The following is an 18,187-nucleotide window of genomic DNA, read 5'->3' as shown; positions in this document are numbered from 1 at the left end:
ATATCTTTCTTGATGTCGATTTTCCTCGATGAAATGGGGGAAAATGCAAAATCCTCTGCAAAAATGCAGAGGATTTTGGTGATCGCGACAGGATTCAAACCTGTAACCGGCTGATCCGTAGTCAGCTACTCTATTCAGTTGAGCTACGCGACCTTGTTAAGTATTGTAGAAGTGACCGCGACAGGATTCAAACCTGTAACCGGCTGATCCGTAGTCAGCTACTCTATTCAGTTGAGCTACGCGGCCATTCTGTTTTCCGAAAAAGTGATCGCGACAGGATTCAAACCTGTAACCGGCTGATCCGTAGTCAGCTACTCTATTCAGTTGAGCTACGCGACCATTGTTTCGTTTTAACGGGTGCAAAGATACGTACTTTTCCCGAATTAGCAAGCGTTTGGCGACTTTTTTTGCGGAAAATTATTCGATGAAACGGTAATTAAACAGTTGGAAACCGATACTTAACCCGACATTCCACTCCCTTCTCGGTGAGCTATAATGATTTACATAAGCAGAGATGTCTCCGAAGGGTAATTGACACACTACAGAAATTTCTCCTAAATATTCGAATTTAGAGAAAGCTTTTCCATAATATGCTTTATTTAATGAGTTTCTTTCAATCGGATAAATAGGCATAAAACCATAAAATTCACCTCGCAGGTGGAACATTTGGTTGAGACGATAGATTGGGCGGATACCAGCTCCCACAAATTGATTGGCACGAAAAGCTTCGTTATAGGTAAGCTTACTATGTTGTGTAGGCGAAAATTCACCAGCTTGCATCATAGTTGCCGTATAGTTCTCTGAGAAATTCTTAGAAGCATACAGAGCTTTTAAATACCACCCTAAGACCCAGTGCTCGTTCATCGTATGGTATTTTTCTTTCATATATGATAATTGTAACCAGGAATGGTGTTCTTTATTTATTTGAATTCCTTTGGTTTCTTCGCCGGGATAGAATCTTTCCCGGCCTATAAATATCTGTGCGATAAGGGCTTCTTTGTAGCCCTGCGTCGGGTATTGTCGTGAATTAAGCGTGCTACCATTGAAGCTAATAGAGCCACCGAACAAATCGTAACGACTTCTGTCAAATCTATCCTTCTCAAAGTCGATGATGTTTCTCTGGAAATATTTGTCTTCTATTCTGGCGATTCCTATTCCAAATTCAGCTCGTTTACTCAAAAGAAATGGTAATCCTACCTGAAGTTTGAGAAAGCGTTCATCTTTCTGATTAAATGCCGGTTTGTCATTTCTGGAAAATAACTTGTCTTTTTTGAAGTAATCAAAAGTTGTGATGGATGCGATAAAACGGTAAGAGGTTGGGATTGCCGTAGAAAAGTCAATCTTTGCCATAAATTGTGCATTATTATAGACTTTCCCAAGTTGTCCGTCAAAAAGCAACTCCTTCGCATAATAATTTAGATCCTGATAGCTGAGTCCGAGATAAATTTGGTTGGAATTGGATGTGGAAATATTCCCTCCTAATCGTACGGCAAAATTATTTTCCAGTTTAACTTTTAAATGCAGGTCATATGTTTCATCCTCCGGATTGTATACAGCGTGTGGAATGATCTCAGAAATCATATTATCTGAAAGTAACCGGAAATATCCTTCTTTCAAGTCTTCATAAGTGAATTCCTTATTGTCAGAACTATGAAATTCTTTTTTAATGTATGCCTGTTGCTGGGGATTTGCTCCGTCAATGATGATGTTCTTGAAGCGTAATTCCGGATAGTTGCTTCGATATACCATTCTTCTCAAACGTATATTATCTAGATTCACCCGCCTGTGTATGCGGCTTTTTATAGAATCCATCATACTTATGGTCCGGTTATAACCAATATCGTGTAATTCATCTATTCGCTGAAAATCCATCAAACTGACATTGTCATATTTGAATGTCATCAAAATACCCATTGAATCTGGAATAGAATAGTCGGTTTTTTGCATAACCATATTTTCTATTTGGCTCATAAGGTCATTTTCCTTGGGCTTAGTAGGATTGGTAGATACAACGCTCCCAATTATAATATCCGGGTGAAAATCATCTCTCATAACGTCTGTAGGGAAGTTATTGTAGATTCCCCCGTCATATGCTAAAACATTGTCAATCTCTATCGGCTTAAACATAAAGGGAAAACTCATGGAGGCCCGGACAGCATCCCCCAAATCTCCATTTTTCATTACCAGTTGCTTTTTATTGTATACATCAGAGGCTATGCAGCGGAAAGGGACAAATAACTTATCGAAATCACCTTTACATGCGGCTGTAGCACGTGCATACAAATCTACAAATACCAAATTCATTTGTATGGGATTTACCACACTTGTGGGCAAAAATTGTGGTTTGAAATTTTTTAATGAGTCTTTGAACGAAAAACGAATATTAAAAAATTCCGGTGTCGGGACATTTTTTTTGAAATGATATACGTATTTTTCTTCTATCTGTCCTGAATACCATCTTTTAAAGTCTTCCGATTTTAATAATTCTTCCATATCGTCAGGAGAATACCCCATCGCATAGAGAGAGCCAATGATAGCTCCCATAGAGGTTCCTGTAATATAATCAATGGGAATGTTATTTTCTTCTAAGGCACGGATGATACCGATGTGTGTCAATCCTTTAGCGCCACCTCCACTTAAAACAAGACCTACTTTTTGGGCGCAGACAGTTGGTATGAATAACCATATAGCAATTAACACTAAAAGTATTTTTCTCATAACCTGAATCAAACAATTGAAGTTTTTATCATTTAGTGTTCAAATATATGCAATACTTTCCAAATTATCGATATTTTAGCGTTCGTTTTATGATGAAAAAAGAGCATTACAACATGTTTTAGTGTTGAATGCTCTTTCATTGATTTATGTTATAAATAAAGGGGCGATATTAAATCAGCTCAATACTACGCTTCACAAAGTTATTTAATGCTTCACCTTTTAGCATATTATTCTGCAATAGGGCTAAATCGATGAGTTGGCGGATTACCTTGTTGTTGTTGGCATATCCTGCAAAGATGTTCTCTTTTTTATTTTTAAGTTCATCCCATTTCTTGTCCAAGTCATTCAATTCGTCTTTCTCGGTAGTAGGAATTTCTTCTTCTTTCTTATTCTTCTGACTGTCTTTTAGTTCATTGCGACGCTTATTGACACTGTTCATCTCTGTTTGTATAGGAGCTACTTCAGGATGACAAACTGCTTCTTCTTCATCAAGCACTTGCTTAATAAGCTTATGGTCGGAGTTTAGAACCAGGTTAAACATATCCGGCATTTCTCCATAGAAGCTCATTCCAGCTTGAATATTTGCCATTTCTTTCATACGACGCATATATTCGCTTTGAGTAATCATCACCGGTGCTGAATTATCTCCCAATGCTTGTGTCATTACATTGAACTCAACTTTATCCATCTTAGGCAATTGACTCTTGAAAGCAGTTGTGATGGCTTCCTGCTTTTCTCCTTCCAATGTTTCGCCTTTTTTATCTTCTTTGATGATAAGGTTGTCGATAACATCACTGTCTACACGAGTGAAGCGCGATTTCTCAAACTTTTGTTCCAACATGCTTACCATAGCTACATCTAATTGACCATCCATAAGCAAGACATTGTATCCCTTATTTGTGGCAGCTTCAATATAGCTGAATTGTTCGTCCTTATTATTAGCATACAAATAAATCAGATTTCCATCTTTATCTGTCTGATTATCTTTAATAAGAGTCTGATACTCTTCAAATGTATAATGTTTGTTATCTGTATCGGTGAAAAGGGCGAATTTTTGCGCTTTCTCATAGAAATCTTCTTGAGTTAGCATGCCATAATTGATAAATATTTTCAGATCATTCCACTTCTCTTCAAACTGTTTGCGATCGTTCTTAAAGATAGATTGCAGGCGATCGGAAACTTTCTTCGTGATATAGGTCGAGATCTTCTTCACATTCGAGTCGCTTTGCAAATAAGAACGGGATACATTCAATGGAATATCCGGAGAATCTATAACTCCATGTAATAAAGTCAGGAAGTCGGGTACAATTCCCTCTACAGAATCCGTTACATATACTTGGTTGCAATATAACTGAATCTTATTTTTATTCAGTTCAATATTACTCTTTACTTTCGGGAAATAAAGAATACCAGTCAAATGGAATGGATAATCTACATTCAGATGAATCCAAAACAGTGGTTCATCTGACATCGGATACAGCTTGGTATAGAATGATTTGTAATCTTCGTCTGACAGTTCACTCGGTTTGCGAGTCCACAAGGGAGTGGTATCGTTGATAATATTGTCTTCAGTAGTTTCTATCTGTTTACCATCTTTCCATTCTTTCTTTTTACCAAATGCGATAGGTACGGGAAGGAAACTGCAATATTTCTTTAGAAGCTCAGAAATACGCGCTTCTTCGAGGAATTCTTTGCAGTCCTCATCGATATATAGGATGATATCTGAACCACGATCTGCCTTATCTACTTCTTCAAGAGTAAATTCCGGACTGCCATCACAAGTCCATTTTATAGCTTGTGCTCCATCTTTGTAGGATTTAGTGATAATTTCTACTTTTTTTGCAACCATAAAAGCAGAATAGAAACCTAAGCCGAAATGTCCAATGATTGCATTTGCATCATCTTTGTATTTTTCCAGAAAGTCATTGGCTCCTGAAAATGCAATCTGGTTGATGTACTTTTCAATTTCTTCTGCAGTCAGACCAATACCACGGTCAGAGATAGTAATAGTGTCTTTACCTAATTCAACGTGAATTGTCAGATTACCCAATTCACCTTTAAACTCACCAATAGAGGCAAGGGTATTCAATTTTTGAGTGGCATCTACTGCATTAGATACTAATTCGCGAAGAAAAATTTCATGGTCACTGTACAAGAACTTTTTGATGATAGGGAAAATGTTCTCTGTTGTAACCCCAATATTACCTTTTTGCATAATAACGTATATTTTTTTGGTTTATTTATTAGAATGTTTTTAATTGATATTTGTTCAGATAGAGACAAAAAAAATGCCAGACCTTGAGGTCTGACATTCTGGCATATTTTATGACTTGTTTTATCTAGGAAACCTTCTCTCAGGAAGCAATAGCTTTCATCTCCAATTCGCCTTTTTCTTTGTTTAGCGAGATTTGAATTACATCTTTTTCTTTTAAAGAAGAAGTAATGATGAGTTCTGATAGTCCATCCTCCAAATAAGTCTGAATAGCTCGCTTTAATGGGCGGGCTCCGAATTGCACATCATATCCTTTTTCGGCTACGAATCGTTTTGCTTCGTCATCAATAATAAGCTTATATCCAATAGATTCAATACGCTCATACAGTCCTTTCAGCTCAATGTCAATGATTTTTGTGATAGCCTCCAGAGAAAGCTGGTCGAACGTTATGATTTCATCGATACGGTTAATAAATTCAGGCGCGAATGATTTATTTAAAGCCTTTTGTATGACACTTCGTGAGAATTCTTTGTCATCCAGGCGACTTTGCGTTGCAAATCCTACGCCACGTCCAAACTCCTTCAACTGGCGAGTACCAATATTGGAAGTCATGATAACAACTGTATTTTTAAAATCAACCATTCTGCCATAACTGTCAGTCAAACGACCCTCATCCATCACTTGAAGAAGGAGGTTGAACACATCAGGATGTGCTTTTTCAATTTCATCAAGTAGGACAATAGAATAAGGTTTGCGACGCACTTTCTCTGTTAATTGTCCGCCTTCTTCATATCCTACATATCCCGGAGGTGCTCCAACCAGACGTGAGACCGTAAATTTCTCCATGAATTCACTCATATCTATTCGGATTAGCGCATCGGAAGAACCAAACATGTATTTAGCCAATTCTTTAGCTAAATGGGTTTTACCTACACCAGTCGGACCTAAAAACATAAAGGTCCCAATGGGCTTATTAGGATCTTTCAATCCCACACGGCTTCTTAAAATAGCCTTGACTAGTTTTTCTATAGCCGGATCCTGTGCGATGACTTTTGATTGCAGGTCCTCCTTCATGCCGGCTAACTTGATTCCTTCAGCTTGTGCCATACGTTGTACTGGAATACCGGACATCATAGAAATAACATTAGCAATTTCTTCTGCATCAACAGTCTGTCTGTTCTCTTTCAGGCTGTTTTCCCATTCCCGTTTCATTTCATCCAACTGAATAGTAAGTTCCTTCTCCTTATCGCGGAAGCTGGCAGCGAGTTCGAAATTCTGTGATTTCACAGCTTCATTTTTCTTGCTTTTGGCTTCTTCAATGAGCTTTTCCTGTTCTTCAATTTCTTTAGGCACGTTGACGTTGGTTAGATGTACACGTGATCCTGCTTCATCCAAAGCATCAATAGCCTTGTCGGGGAAGTTACGGTCCGTAATATAGCGGTCTGTCAACTTGACACAAGCTTCTAAGGCTTCATCCGTATAGTTTACATTATGATGGTCTTCATATTTATCCTTGATATTACGCAGAATCTGAAGAGTTTCATCAGCAGTAGTAGGTTCTACCATTACTTTCTGGAAACGACGTTCCAAGGCCCCGTCTTTTTCTATATTCTTGCGATATTCATCAAGAGTAGTGGCACCGATACATTGTATTTCGCCCCGTGCCAATGCAGGTTTCAGCATATTGGCCGCATCCATTGAGCCGGCAGCAGACCCTGCACCTACAATTGTATGGATCTCATCAATGAATAAAATCACATTCGGATTCCTCTGTAACTCGTTGAGAATGGAACGGATACGCTCTTCGAATTGACCACGGTATTTTGTTCCTGCCACAACCGCGGTCATGTCAAGAGCTACCACCCGTTTATCAAACAAGATACGCGATACTTTCTTTTGAATGATTCTCAAAGCAAGTCCTTCAACGATTGCCGATTTTCCTACGCCAGGCTCACCAATCAAAATTGGATTATTTTTTTTGCGCCGACTGAGGATTTGAGCCAAACGTTCGATTTCCTTTTCTCTGCCTACTACCGGGTCCAAACGTCCTTCTTCTGCCGCTTTTGTCATATCTGTACCGAAATTGTCAAGCACAGGAGTGTCATTAGAAGGCTTTTTCGAAGCTGTTTGCGCCTGTTGCTGGCGTTCTTCAGAACCGCTTCCACCGGATCGGGGAGAAGACATTTCTTCGTCATCATCGTCCTCTGTGAATCCCATGCCGGAATTTACATCTGGCTGTAATGTAGCTTGTTCCAACACTTTCACATAATTAATGTCATTAGCTTCGAGCACGGAAGCTGCCATATTGTTTTTTTCTCTTAGGATCGCTAACAAAACATGCTCTGTATCAGCTATATTACTTTTCATTCCACGTGCCTCTAAAATACACATTTTCAATATTTTGGCCGCGTCGTTAGACAACGGTATCTCTGCGTCAGGCAATAGCATATCATCAGCTTCTGTCTTCAGCCGAGCTTCAATCTGCTGCTTTACTGCAGCTAAATTGGTGTTGAGTTTTGACAATATCTCGATAGCTTTTCCTTCACCGTCACGAAGCATTCCCAGAAGTAGATGCTCAGGTCCGATATGCCTACTCCTCAATCGGTTAGCTTCTTCCTTGCTATAGACGATAATGTCGGAAACTCTTTGTGAGAATTGATTATTCATACTTTTTCCTTTTCTTCTAAGGGGTTATTTACTGGCAAATATACGCATTTAATCAAGTTTGTATTGCATATTTGCTTTATTTCTTATCTCTACAAATGGCGTGCCATAAAATGCCATGTTTTTAGTTATATATATAAGGTATAACAAATATTGTCCCCTGTTTTTCGTGAATATGTTTTTTTATGATGGCATTTATTCTTTTTCTCTTTTCTTTTTCTAATATTAATGGTTGGAAGTCAATTCGTTCACTGGAATTTTTAATTTTAATAACTAAATATGAACAAATAGACTGTCCTTCAAGCAGAAAAAAACTTTCTTCGGAAAAACTTTCGTATATCGTGGAAAAGTAGTACTTTAGCGTGGTTTTTCACAGACCATACAATGTATAATTAATAATCATTTTAAATGCTTGAACAAGACAGAATTATAAAGATTAACATCGAGGAGGAAATGAAGTCATCGTACATTGACTACTCCATGTCGGTCATTGTTTCACGTGCCCTTCCGGATGTTAGAGATGGATTTAAGCCCGTTCACCGTAGAATTTTATACGGAATGATGGAATTGGGTAATACTTCAGACAAACCTTATAAAAAATCTGCAAGAATTGTGGGTGAAGTACTGGGTAAGTACCACCCGCATGGAGACTCTTCAGTTTATTATGCTATGGTGCGTATGGCTCAGGAATGGGCAATGCGTTATCCTTTAGTAGATGGCCAAGGTAACTTTGGTTCTGTAGATGGTGATAGCCCCGCTGCTATGCGTTATACGGAGGCTCGTCTAAACAAGTTGGGTGAAGCGATGATGGATGACCTGTATAAGGAAACTGTAGACTTCGAACCTAACTTTGATAATACGTTGACGGAACCGAAAGTTATGCCAACCCGTATCCCTAATCTTTTGGTTAACGGTGCCTCTGGTATTGCTGTAGGTATGGCGACTAATATGCCTCCTCATAACCTTTCGGAAGTGATTGATGCTTGTGAAGCATATATTGATAATCAGGAAATCACAGTGGAAGAATTGATGAATTATGTCAAGGCTCCGGATTTCCCTACAGGCGGTTATATATATGGTATAAGTGGGGTGCGCGAAGGGTATCTGACAGGTCGTGGCCGAGTGGTTATGCGTGCGAAAGCGGAAATTGAAACCGGACAGACACATGATAAAATCGTAGTGACTGAGATCCCTTACAATGTCAATAAGGCTGAACTGATTAAATATATAGCTGATCTTGTTAATGATAAGAGAATAGAAGGTATCTCGAATGCAAATGATGAGTCTGACCGTGACGGAATGCGTATCGTTATTGATGTAAAACGTGATGCCAATGCGAGCGTAGTACTGAATAAGTTGTATAAGATGACAGCTTTGCAGACTTCTTTCGGTGTGAATAATGTAGCATTAGTTCATGGACGTCCGAAAACGCTGAATCTGAGGGATATGATTAAATACTTCGTGGAACACAGACACGAGGTGGTTATTCGTCGTACTCAGTTCGATTTGCGTAAAGCAAAAGAGCGTGCCCATATCCTTGAAGGTTTGATTATCGCTTCTGATAATATTGATGAAGTTATCCGTATCATTCGTGCAGCCAAGACTCCAAATGATGCAATAGCTGGTTTGATAGAACGTTTTAATCTGACAGAAATACAGTCACGTGCAATTGTAGAGATGCGTTTGCGGCAGTTGACTGGTCTGATGCAAGATCAGCTTCATGCTGAATACGAAGAAATCATGAAACAGATTGCTTATTTGGAAAGCATTTTGGCTGATGATGAGGTATGTCGTAAGGTGATGAAGGATGAATTATTAGAAGTTAAAGCGAAATATGGTGACGAACGTCGTTCTGAAATCGTATATTCTTCCGAAGAATTCAATCCGGAAGACTTCTATGCCGATGATCAGATGATTATTACGATTTCTCACATGGGTTATATCAAACGTACACCATTAACTGAATTTCGTGCACAGAATCGTGGTGGAGTAGGTTCTAAAGGAACAGAGACCCGTGATGCGGACTTTGTAGAGCATATTTATCCGGCTACTATGCACAATACTATGATGTTCTTCACACAGAAGGGGAAATGTTACTGGCTGAAAGTATACGAAATACCAGAAGGAACGAAGAACTCCAAAGGACGTGCTATACAAAACTTGTTAAATATCGACTCTGATGATAGTGTAACTGCATATTTGCGTGTTAAGAGTCTGGATGATTCTGAATATATCAATAGTCATTATGTATTATTCTGTACAAAGAAAGGTGTTATCAAGAAGACATTACTTGAACAATATTCACGCCCACGTCAGAATGGTGTAAATGCTATTACAATTCGTGAGGATGACAGTGTAATTGAAGTTCGAATGACGAATGGTAATAATGAAATTATTATTGCTAATCGCAATGGTCGGGCTATTCGTTTCCATGAGGCTGCAGTCCGTGTAATGGGGCGTACAGCAACAGGTGTGCGTGGTATTACACTAGATAATGATGGCCAGGACGAAGTAATAGGAATGATTTGCATCAAAGATTTAGAAACAGAATCTGTAATGGTTGTTTCTGAACAGGGATATGGCAAGCGTTCTGAAATCGAAGATTATCGTAAGACTAATCGCGGTGGTAAGGGTGTAAAGACCATGAACATTACCGAGAAAACAGGTAAGTTGGTAACAATCAAGTCAGTGACCGATGAGAACGATTTAATGATTATCAATAAATCCGGAATTACTATCCGTCTGAAAGTGGCTGATGTTCGCATTATGGGACGTGCTACTCAAGGTGTTCGTCTGATTAATCTTGAAAAACGTAATGACCAGATTGGTTCTGTATGTAAAGTCATGACAGAAAGCCTTGAGGATGAAATTCCTACAGAAGAAACAGAAGGTACTATTGTAAGCGATCTGTCTAATGACGCTCCGGAGGTCGACAATGCAGATGTTGACACAGATATTGATGAAAACAATAACGAAATTGAGGAATAGACATAATATTAATAATTAATCAAACAACAATCATGAAAAGAGTATTATTTTCAATGGTTTTATTGATGGCCGTTAGCTTATCATTCGCTCAAATGAAGAATGTAAAAGAAGCCAAAAGCATTGCCAGTGATGTAAAACCGAATTTTGGTCAGGCTGAAAAGCTGATTAATGAAGCTATTAAGAATCCTGAGACTAAAGATCTTCCTGACACATGGGACGTTGCTGGATTTATTCAGAAACGCTTTATCGAAGAAGAACGTGACAAGAAAGGCGTTTTGAAACAGCCGTTTGACACATTAAAGGCATACAATAGCATTTTGAAAATGTTTGAGTATTATACTAAATGTGATGATTTAGCTCAAGTACCTAATGAAAAAGGTAAAATTAAAAACAAATACAGAAAAGCAAATGCTTCAACTATATTAGTTGAGCGTCCTAATTTGATTAACGGTGGTATTCAATACTTCAACCTTGATAAGAATAAGGAAGCTTTGCAGTTCTTTGCAACATACGTAGAGTCAGCTTCTTATCCTATGTTAGCAGAACAAAATTTAGCTAAAACAGATACTCTTCTGGCACAAATTGCATATTACGCAACATTAGCTGCTGACAGAGTAGGAGACAAAGATGCAATTATTAAGTATGCTCCTGCTGCTTTGGAAGATAAGGATGGAGGTAAATTTGCAATGCAATTGATGGCAGATGCTTATAAAGCTAAAGGTGATACAGCTGCATGGGTTAAATCATTGGAAGAGGGTATTTTAAAGTTCCCGGGAAATGACTATTTCTTTGCGAATTTGGTTGATTACTACACTAGTTCTAACCAAGCATCTAAAGCAATGGAATTTGCTGATAGAATGTTATCTACTGATGCCAACAACAAGTTATATTTATATGTAAAAGCATATCTTTATCATAATATGAAAGAGTATGATAATGCTATTGAATTTTACAAAAAAGCTATCGCTGCAGATCCTGAATATGCAGAAGCATATTCTAATGTAGGACTGGTATATTTGATGAAGGCTCAAGATTATGCTGATAAAGCTACAACAGATATCAATGATCCTAAATATGCAGAGGCACAGGCTACAGTGAAGAAATTCTATGAAGAAGCTAAGCCATTTTACGAAAAAGCCAGAGCTTTGAAGCCAGATCAGAAAGATTTGTGGTTGCAGGGTCTCTATCGTGTTTATTACAATTTGAACATGGGGCCTGAATTTGAAGAAATTGATAAGATGATGAAATAATTATCATTAATCAGTTATTATAAAAAAGACTATCTCAATATTAATGAGATGGTCTTTTTTATTTTTATCTTAAGTTTTGATGTTTTTGAGGGGAGAATGAAAAAGCGGCATCTACATTTATTTTTGGGATGCCGCTTTTATTTTAGAGAGAGAAGAGAGAGTCGTTATTAGTATTATCTTTTTTTCTATTAAACATAATCAGTATTATTCCCTAAACGTAAACAACTTATTTTGCTTCCTTCCGATCAACCGTTAATAACAAGCAATGGCGTATCGGAATGGAAAATCATCTTACGAGCGATACTTGGATTAAATAAGCGAGCAAATATATTTCTTTTATAGGAAGTTAATGTTATTATATCTATTTGATTATCTTTGATATACTGATCAAGTCCTTTCAATAGATTATCATTCATTACCACATCATAATGGATTTCAAGCCCGGGATATTGTTTTTGGAAATAATCCTTGATACCAGCAAGCTTAATTTCGTTCCAAGTATCCTTTGATTCAGCCAGATGTATTAATGAGACAGAAAAATGAAAGGATTTCCACGTATTGAAAAAAGCTTCAAAAGCAATCAAGTCTCTTTGATCAAAATTGGTTAGGAAAGCAATGCGTTTTACTTCATTGAATTCTTTGAACGGAGTATTTTCCGGAATGGCTAATACTGCTGTGCGGCTTCTATCAATGATTTCAGCTGTGACACTACCAATCAAGTCGATATCTTTCTGGCTTTTTCCACGTGTACCCATAATGATAACCTTAGGACGTTGCTCCTTGGCGTACCTTAAGATTTCTTCTTCAGGGATACCTTCCCGTAATATACAACTATATTTAATATCAGGGAATTCTCCAGATGCGACTTTTTCCTTTATTTTATCAGATAGTATGTTGAGGTCAGAATGCACCTGTTGGATGATTGTTTTAACAGATTCCTCATCTCCAATCTGATAATTAAAAACGTCACCATATGGTAATGATGAAGCGTATATAGGTGTAAAGTAAACATGTAATAGAATTACTTCAGAATTCTCTGTTTTTGCCAAATTAAAGCCGAATTCGCACGCTTTCATCGAATAACTGGAGAAATCGACAGGTATTAAAATTTTGTTTGATTTACTGTCCGACTTTGGCGTCTTCTCTCCCACTATACTTTCAGATAACCAAGTAGAACTTTCAGTTATTTTTAATGCACGCGGTAAATCACTTTCTTTAATTCGCAGGCGTACTCCTGAAGAGACAACTGGTTGTATTTGATTTACATTATGAATATATGTTTCTATTCCTTCATTTTCGAGGACATTTTTTAGAATCTGAGCTTTTGTATAAGTCAGAATAGCTAAGGTTACTAATTTATCTTCCATAATTTATCTATTTTTGAAGGTAAACAAATAAGAAATCCCAATTGTTTGGGCAATTGGGATTCTGTTTTATATTTTAAATTTGCATAGGTTCGGTAGCTTGTTCTTTTTGCATACTCAAGTTTATTTCATCTAAGATTTTTAGAGCCCGGTCGAGAACAGTTGTATCATCCAGCATTACAAGCCCGCCATCCGGACCGGGCTCAAGATGTATTCCGACACTTTTTCCTTCCTTGAAATTGTGCCCTCCGAAGAAGTTGCGCACTGTATCGACGTGCAAACCAAGTTCGTCTGCTATTCTATGCATGCTACCGCTAGGCAATGAATCTTTAATCTTGCGAAGTTCATTAAATGTTATTGTTCTCATGTCTCATAAATTTAATGGTTAATACTATATTGTATTTAATTTTTTATCACGCTATAAACTTAAGCAAAAAAAAAGATAAAACAAATTATTTGCTTATCTTTTTTCCTAAATTCATCTATTCTGTTTATGAATTTTATATCACTTCAATAGCGGAAGCCGGTACCCATCCTACTTTGCCGTCTTCCAAGCGAATTTCCTTCCATTCTTTCATTGAATTGTCTTTGATACTGACCTTACGTCCTTCATGAAGAATAAACAAGCTAGTTCCACTTTCACTTGGAGTGCTGCGAACTGTTACGCTAGGATTCATGACAATCGCTTCGTTTCGATTTACCAGACGTTCTTTTTGTTCTGAGGCAAACAGATTAGAACATATCATAACGATCAGGAAAACGATGCCTGCGATAAACCCTACTTTCTTCAGCATAATCTGTTTGGAGAAGATAAAGAAATAAAGAGTGATGATAAATAGAATGAATGAGACAATTCCCCATGTAGCCCATGCATCTACACTCATGCTGTTTATCAGAGCCTTAGTCCATGATACAAAGAAAACTTCCGGAACCGGTTCTACTTTATCTATTGTTTTAGCGCGCGCTACTTCCAGATTGGCACGGATATCACTGTTTCCCGGTTTCATGAGCAAAGCGCGTTCGTAATTGAGTACGGCTTTGGCTATTTCTCCAATTTTATAATAACTGTTTCCTAAATTGTAATACACATCTGCAGACTCTCCATTTTTTAATAAGGACTCATATATCTGGATAGCAGTTGTATAATCATCTTTTATATATGCGGAATCTCCTTCAGCTTTTGTTGCATCTTCCAATTTCGTATCGGGAAATGCATGTGAACCCGCATGGATAGAATCAACTTCAGTTGTTTGTATAGAATCAATGTTTTGAGATCCTTGTCCGAAACAAGTAACTGACATCGATAATAATATAAAAAACAATATTTTTTTCATGACACAATCTCTTCAGGGTTAATGTTTTATTGAATTTTCCATCCTGCTTATCACTTCTATTGAAGATGAATAAACTTTATCCATCGCCTGATTTTCATCCCCCGGAGCGAAACGAGCAAACTCACAATCATTCAATGCATTCAGGAATTCTTTAATTAATTCTTCACTTACTCCATGGTTTCTCAATTTCTCTTCAATATTGTCTTTTGATAAACGAGAGACTGGAATACTTAGTTTGTCACTGATATATCCCCACAATGCTTTCAAAACTTCATCATAGAAAGCATCTTTCTTGTTTTCAGAGAGCAGTTTACCAGCTAGTTTCATACGTTTAGTTGCTACCTTATTAGCTTTCTTTGTCTTCATCTTAGCAACATTAGCGTTTGCTGCTGCCTGTTTGTGGTAGACGATAAAGAATATGATGAAAGCAAGAGCGGGAATGATATAGAACAGCCAATACGTCACTGAGCCATAGAAGAAACTACCTTTAGGTTGGAGAGTTACTTCATTTTGCTTGATGTAACGAATGTCTTCACCCAGTACTTTCAAGTCTTCTTTGTTGGTGAAATTAGCAATCACCTGATCAGCGTTTCCTGCACCTTTTTCAACATTGATTACGTAATCTTCCGTTTTCAATGTCTTGTAAGATTTTGAACGGATATCGAAATAGCTAAAAGAAACTCCCGGAATTTTATAATTGCCAGCATGTCTTGGAATAGCCAGATACTCAATGACTTTATTTCCAGTGAGACCTTCTTGAGTTAGTCTGACTTGGTTATCTACTTTAGGATCATATACTTCAAAGTCATCCGGGAACTTAATTTCCGGATTAGAAATCAGTTTCAAGTTTCCTGTTCCGGAGATCACTAACTTGATGGTAATAGCATCATTGGTTTTCAGCTCTTTGCTATTGATTGAAGATGAGATGTTGAACTCTCCCACTCCACCTGAAAAGCTTGCGGGTTTTCCAGCAGGAAGCGGATTAACATTGATTGCTATTTTAGGAGTAACAATTGATTTCTGAACTCTGACAACATTACTTCCACCATTGAAAAATGCATCGAAAGGATCATCGGATTGGATTGCCTTACCCACTGTCATCTGGAATTGTGCCGGTTCTATAAATAATTTGCCCGATTGTTGGGGAAATAATACAAATTGACGATAGATCGTCGTATTGTAGTTACGTCCCTTATAATGCTCCTGCGTCCATCTTGCGTTAGTAGTCATCTCAATTTCTTGTGAGTGAAAACCTTTAAAGTCAGGAAGTTTGGCATTATTCAGTTGTAAGTCATGCTCTCTGGTATATATTTTATACGTCAAGACGAATGCTTCCTGTTCATATACATTTGTTTTACTGGCTGTAGCTGTAATAAACAAGTCCTGATTGGATACGCTTGTGCCAGATGAAGACGAACGTGCAGATGAACTGCCATCACTTTGTCCTCCATTACTAGCCTGGTCTTGTGGTAACACTTTCACCTTTACAGAGTTGGAAACCATCTGATTACCATCCGCAACAATAGAAGCACCGGGGATTGTATATTCACCGGCGGTATTTGCCATCAATATATAAGTAAATGTAATGCTACTCGTAGATGTGACATTACCATTCATTATCTGTGTACTACTTTGTTGAGAACGGCTCGGCCCCATCAAAACATCGAATCCTTTGATAGACGGCGCTTGAAAGTCTTTTACTTTTTGTGTGGTTACTGTATAAGATAGCCTGAATTGATCTCCTACCACCACTACATCAGGAGCGGAAGCAGTAAATGACACCTTGTCGGCAAGCGCCTGGGTGCTGTATGCTATCAATGCCATCAATATAACAATCAGTTTTTTCATTGCTTATGAAATTTATATCATCAACTTTTATTATTACCAATCTTTTTCCAGACGACCACCCTGAATAACTTTCTGTTGTTTCTTCACTTTGTCCTGCACGTCTTTCTCATCCTGCATTACAGAATTAAGCAACTGTTCAGCATTTTCCTTTGACATCTGATTATCTTGTTTTTCAGGTTTCGGCGGTTGTTGCTGGTCTTTTTGATCATCTTTCTTCTGATCGTTTTGCTTGTCTTTATTTTGGTCCTGTTTCTGATCTTGCTTCTGCTGTTGATCTTTGTTTTGATCCTGGTTTTGATCTTGATCCTGTTGGTTCTGCTGATCTTTCAACATTTTCTGTGCAAGAGCCAGGTTATACCGTGTTTCATGATCTGCAGGATTGTTACGCAGTGACATTTTATAGGCATCTACTGCCTTTGCATAATCCTTGCCAGCTTGAAAAAGTACTCCCATATTGTGATAAATATGTGCCAATTTCATTTTATCCTTTTCTATTTTGCTGGCAGAAGCATATTGCTCCATGGCATCTTGAAATTTTTGCTGTTGTGAAAGCGTATTTCCTAAATTGTACATAGATACAGTCGATTTAGGATTGATTTCCAAAGCCTTGCGGTAATTGACCTCTGCATCGACGAATACACTATCATTGAACAGACGATTTCCTTTACGGATATAGTCACGCTCTGCTTTCTGCGCCGAGATACCGACAGCTGATAACAGAAAGGCAGCGAATAGAATATATTTCATTTTTAACATACGCATAGCTTACTTCTTATTAGAGAACAGATGAACGTTTTTGAATAATGGATTCTTACGGTCCAAAATTAACATCTCAGCTAGTAACAACAGTAAAATGATCCATGCAATAGCCTGAAACTGTTCATTGAAATCTGTATATATTTTCGATTCTACATCAGACTTAGCCATCTTACTAATTTCCTGGTTAATAGCTTTTTGAGCAGAGTTAGAATTATCCACCCGTACATAGATACCCTTTCCGTCTTTGGCTATTTCCTGGCACATAGCTTCATTCAGGCGAGTTACAATAACATTACCTTCGCGGTCGCGACGATAATCGTTCGTTCCTTCTATCGGAATAGGAGCACCTTCCGGCATACCTACCCCCAACACACTCACCTGAATACCTTTTTCAGCAGCAGCCTTAGCAGCTTCTACAGCCCCGCCTTCATGGTTCTCACCATCCGTGATGACAATGATAGCACGTCCTACTCCTTCTTGTGGAGTAAAACTGCGAGTTGCCAGATTAATTGCTTCTCCGATTGCTGTACCTTGCTTGGAAATCAGCGAAGGGCTGATAGATTCCAAAAACATCTTGGCAGAAATATAATCACTGGTAATTGGTAACTGAGTAAAAGCATCTCCGGCAAATACAATCATACCTACCTTATCATTATCTAACTCATCCACCAATCTGGATACCAGTCTCTTCGCCTTTTCCAAACGGCTAGGCTGAACATCTTGTGCCAACATAGAATTGGATATATCCAGAGCGATAATCACTTCCACTCCTTTACGCTTCACCGTTTCCTGCTTAGAACCAAATTGCGGGCGGGCCAGCAATACCGAGAATAAGCCGATAGCAGCAAAAATGAGCCAGAACTTCACATCCGGACGATATTTAGATACATCCGGCATCAATTGCGCTAACAATTCCGGATCTCCAAAACGTCGGATATTTCTTCGTCTCCTGTAGTTGGAATACAAGTAGAAAGCTGCTAAAAACGGTAACAGCAGCAATAAATATAAATATGCAGGTTCTTCAAATCGAAACATCTTCTTCCTATTTT

11 protein-coding genes and 3 tRNA genes are annotated in these 18,187 nt (G+C 38.0%); 2 read left to right on the top strand and 12 right to left on the bottom strand.

The window, feature by feature from the left end; translation table 11 throughout:
- Nucleotides 1-76 precede the first annotated feature (76 nt).
- From BLW31_RS11280 to BLW31_RS11255, 6 genes are all read right to left on the bottom strand, one after another.
- Nucleotides 77-153 (bottom strand) — tRNA-Arg (locus BLW31_RS11280).
- Between the two features lie 19 nt (nt 154-172).
- A tRNA-Arg gene (locus BLW31_RS11275) sits at nt 173-246 on the bottom strand.
- A gap of 19 nt (nt 247-265) precedes the next feature.
- Nucleotides 266-339, bottom strand: a tRNA-Arg gene (locus BLW31_RS11270).
- Between the two features lie 78 nt (nt 340-417).
- On the bottom strand, nt 418-2,718 hold the full coding sequence (locus BLW31_RS11265; RefSeq protein WP_029425550.1) for a patatin-like phospholipase family protein: 2,301 nt from the start codon (nt 2,716-2,718) through the stop codon (nt 418-420).
- Between the two features lie 169 nt (nt 2,719-2,887).
- Nucleotides 2,888-4,933, bottom strand: a complete 2,046-nt coding sequence (gene htpG, locus BLW31_RS11260; protein WP_010538012.1) for a molecular chaperone HtpG — start codon at nt 4,931-4,933, stop codon at nt 2,888-2,890.
- Between the two features lie 139 nt (nt 4,934-5,072).
- Entirely contained in the window at nt 5,073-7,598 is a 2,526-nt protein-coding gene (locus BLW31_RS11255; protein ID WP_010538011.1) for an ATP-dependent Clp protease ATP-binding subunit, read from the bottom strand.
- A gap of 405 nt (nt 7,599-8,003) precedes the next feature.
- Here BLW31_RS11255 and gyrA point away from each other — a divergent pair, with 405 nt between their 5' ends.
- Nucleotides 8,004-10,583 (top strand): DNA gyrase subunit A, encoded by a 2,580-nt coding sequence (gene gyrA / locus BLW31_RS11250; protein WP_010538010.1) that lies wholly within the window; start codon nt 8,004-8,006, stop codon nt 10,581-10,583.
- Nucleotides 10,584-10,615: 32 nt separating this feature from the next.
- Nucleotides 10,616-11,833 carry a tetratricopeptide repeat protein gene (locus BLW31_RS11245; RefSeq protein WP_022302163.1) on the top strand — a complete coding sequence of 406 codons (1,218 nt, stop codon included), beginning with the start codon at nt 10,616-10,618 and terminating at the stop codon, nt 11,831-11,833.
- Nucleotides 11,834-12,078: 245 nt separating this feature from the next.
- Here BLW31_RS11245 and BLW31_RS11240 read toward each other — a convergent pair whose 3' ends face one another.
- The 6 genes from BLW31_RS11240 to BLW31_RS11215 form a co-directional block, all read right to left on the bottom strand.
- On the bottom strand, nt 12,079-13,200 hold the full coding sequence (locus BLW31_RS11240; protein ID WP_010538008.1) for a universal stress protein: 1,122 nt from the start codon (nt 13,198-13,200) through the stop codon (nt 12,079-12,081).
- Between the two features lie 73 nt (nt 13,201-13,273).
- Nucleotides 13,274-13,564: a hypothetical protein gene (locus BLW31_RS11235; RefSeq protein WP_029425549.1), complete on the bottom strand. Its 291-nt coding sequence runs from the start codon at nt 13,562-13,564 to the stop codon at nt 13,274-13,276.
- Nucleotides 13,565-13,697: 133 nt separating this feature from the next.
- Nucleotides 13,698-14,531 (bottom strand): tetratricopeptide repeat protein, encoded by an 834-nt coding sequence (locus tag BLW31_RS11230; RefSeq protein ID WP_022301484.1) that lies wholly within the window; start codon nt 14,529-14,531, stop codon nt 13,698-13,700.
- 18 nt (nt 14,532-14,549) lie between these two features.
- A complete protein-coding gene (locus tag BLW31_RS11225; protein ID WP_029425548.1) occupies nt 14,550-16,379 on the bottom strand; it encodes a BatD family protein in 1,830 nt (609 codons plus the stop codon).
- A 33-nt stretch (nt 16,380-16,412) separates the two neighbouring features.
- Nucleotides 16,413-17,135, bottom strand: coding sequence for a tetratricopeptide repeat protein (locus BLW31_RS11220; protein ID WP_029425547.1), 723 nt, complete (start codon nt 17,133-17,135; stop codon nt 16,413-16,415).
- A 9-nt stretch (nt 17,136-17,144) separates the two neighbouring features.
- Nucleotides 17,145-18,173, bottom strand: a complete 1,029-nt coding sequence (locus tag BLW31_RS11215) for a VWA domain-containing protein (protein ID WP_010538003.1) — start codon at nt 18,171-18,173, stop codon at nt 17,145-17,147.
- Between the last annotated feature and the right edge of the window lie 14 nt (nt 18,174-18,187).

The sequence above is a fragment of the Bacteroides faecis MAJ27 genome, from assembly GCF_900106755.1.
In the GTDB taxonomy this organism is placed as follows: domain Bacteria; phylum Bacteroidota; class Bacteroidia; order Bacteroidales; family Bacteroidaceae; genus Bacteroides; species Bacteroides faecis.
Note: the sequence above shows the minus strand (reverse complement) of the source record. Positions and strands in the feature narration are given on the sequence as shown.

Excerpts from the sequence above, each read along its gene's own strand:
- BLW31_RS11265 (WP_029425550.1), bottom strand. The coding sequence starts at position 2,718 with ATGAGAAAAATACTTTTAGTGTTAATTGCTATATGGTTATTCATACCA.
- htpG (WP_010538012.1), bottom strand. The coding sequence starts at position 4,933 with ATGCAAAAAGGTAATATTGGGGTTACAACAGAGAACATTTTCCCTATC.
- BLW31_RS11255 (WP_010538011.1), bottom strand. The coding sequence starts at position 7,598 with ATGAATAATCAATTCTCACAAAGAGTTTCCGACATTATCGTCTATAGC.
- gyrA (WP_010538010.1), top strand. The coding sequence starts at position 8,004 with ATGCTTGAACAAGACAGAATTATAAAGATTAACATCGAGGAGGAAATG.
- BLW31_RS11245 (WP_022302163.1), top strand. The coding sequence starts at position 10,616 with ATGAAAAGAGTATTATTTTCAATGGTTTTATTGATGGCCGTTAGCTTA.
- BLW31_RS11240 (WP_010538008.1), bottom strand. The coding sequence starts at position 13,200 with ATGGAAGATAAATTAGTAACCTTAGCTATTCTGACTTATACAAAAGCT.
- BLW31_RS11235 (WP_029425549.1), bottom strand. The coding sequence starts at position 13,564 with ATGAGAACAATAACATTTAATGAACTTCGCAAGATTAAAGATTCATTG.
- BLW31_RS11230 (WP_022301484.1), bottom strand. The coding sequence starts at position 14,531 with ATGAAAAAAATATTGTTTTTTATATTATTATCGATGTCAGTTACTTGT.
- BLW31_RS11225 (WP_029425548.1), bottom strand. The coding sequence starts at position 16,379 with ATGAAAAAACTGATTGTTATATTGATGGCATTGATAGCATACAGCACC.
- BLW31_RS11220 (WP_029425547.1), bottom strand. The coding sequence starts at position 17,135 with ATGTTAAAAATGAAATATATTCTATTCGCTGCCTTTCTGTTATCAGCT.
- BLW31_RS11215 (WP_010538003.1), bottom strand. The coding sequence starts at position 18,173 with ATGTTTCGATTTGAAGAACCTGCATATTTATATTTATTGCTGCTGTTA.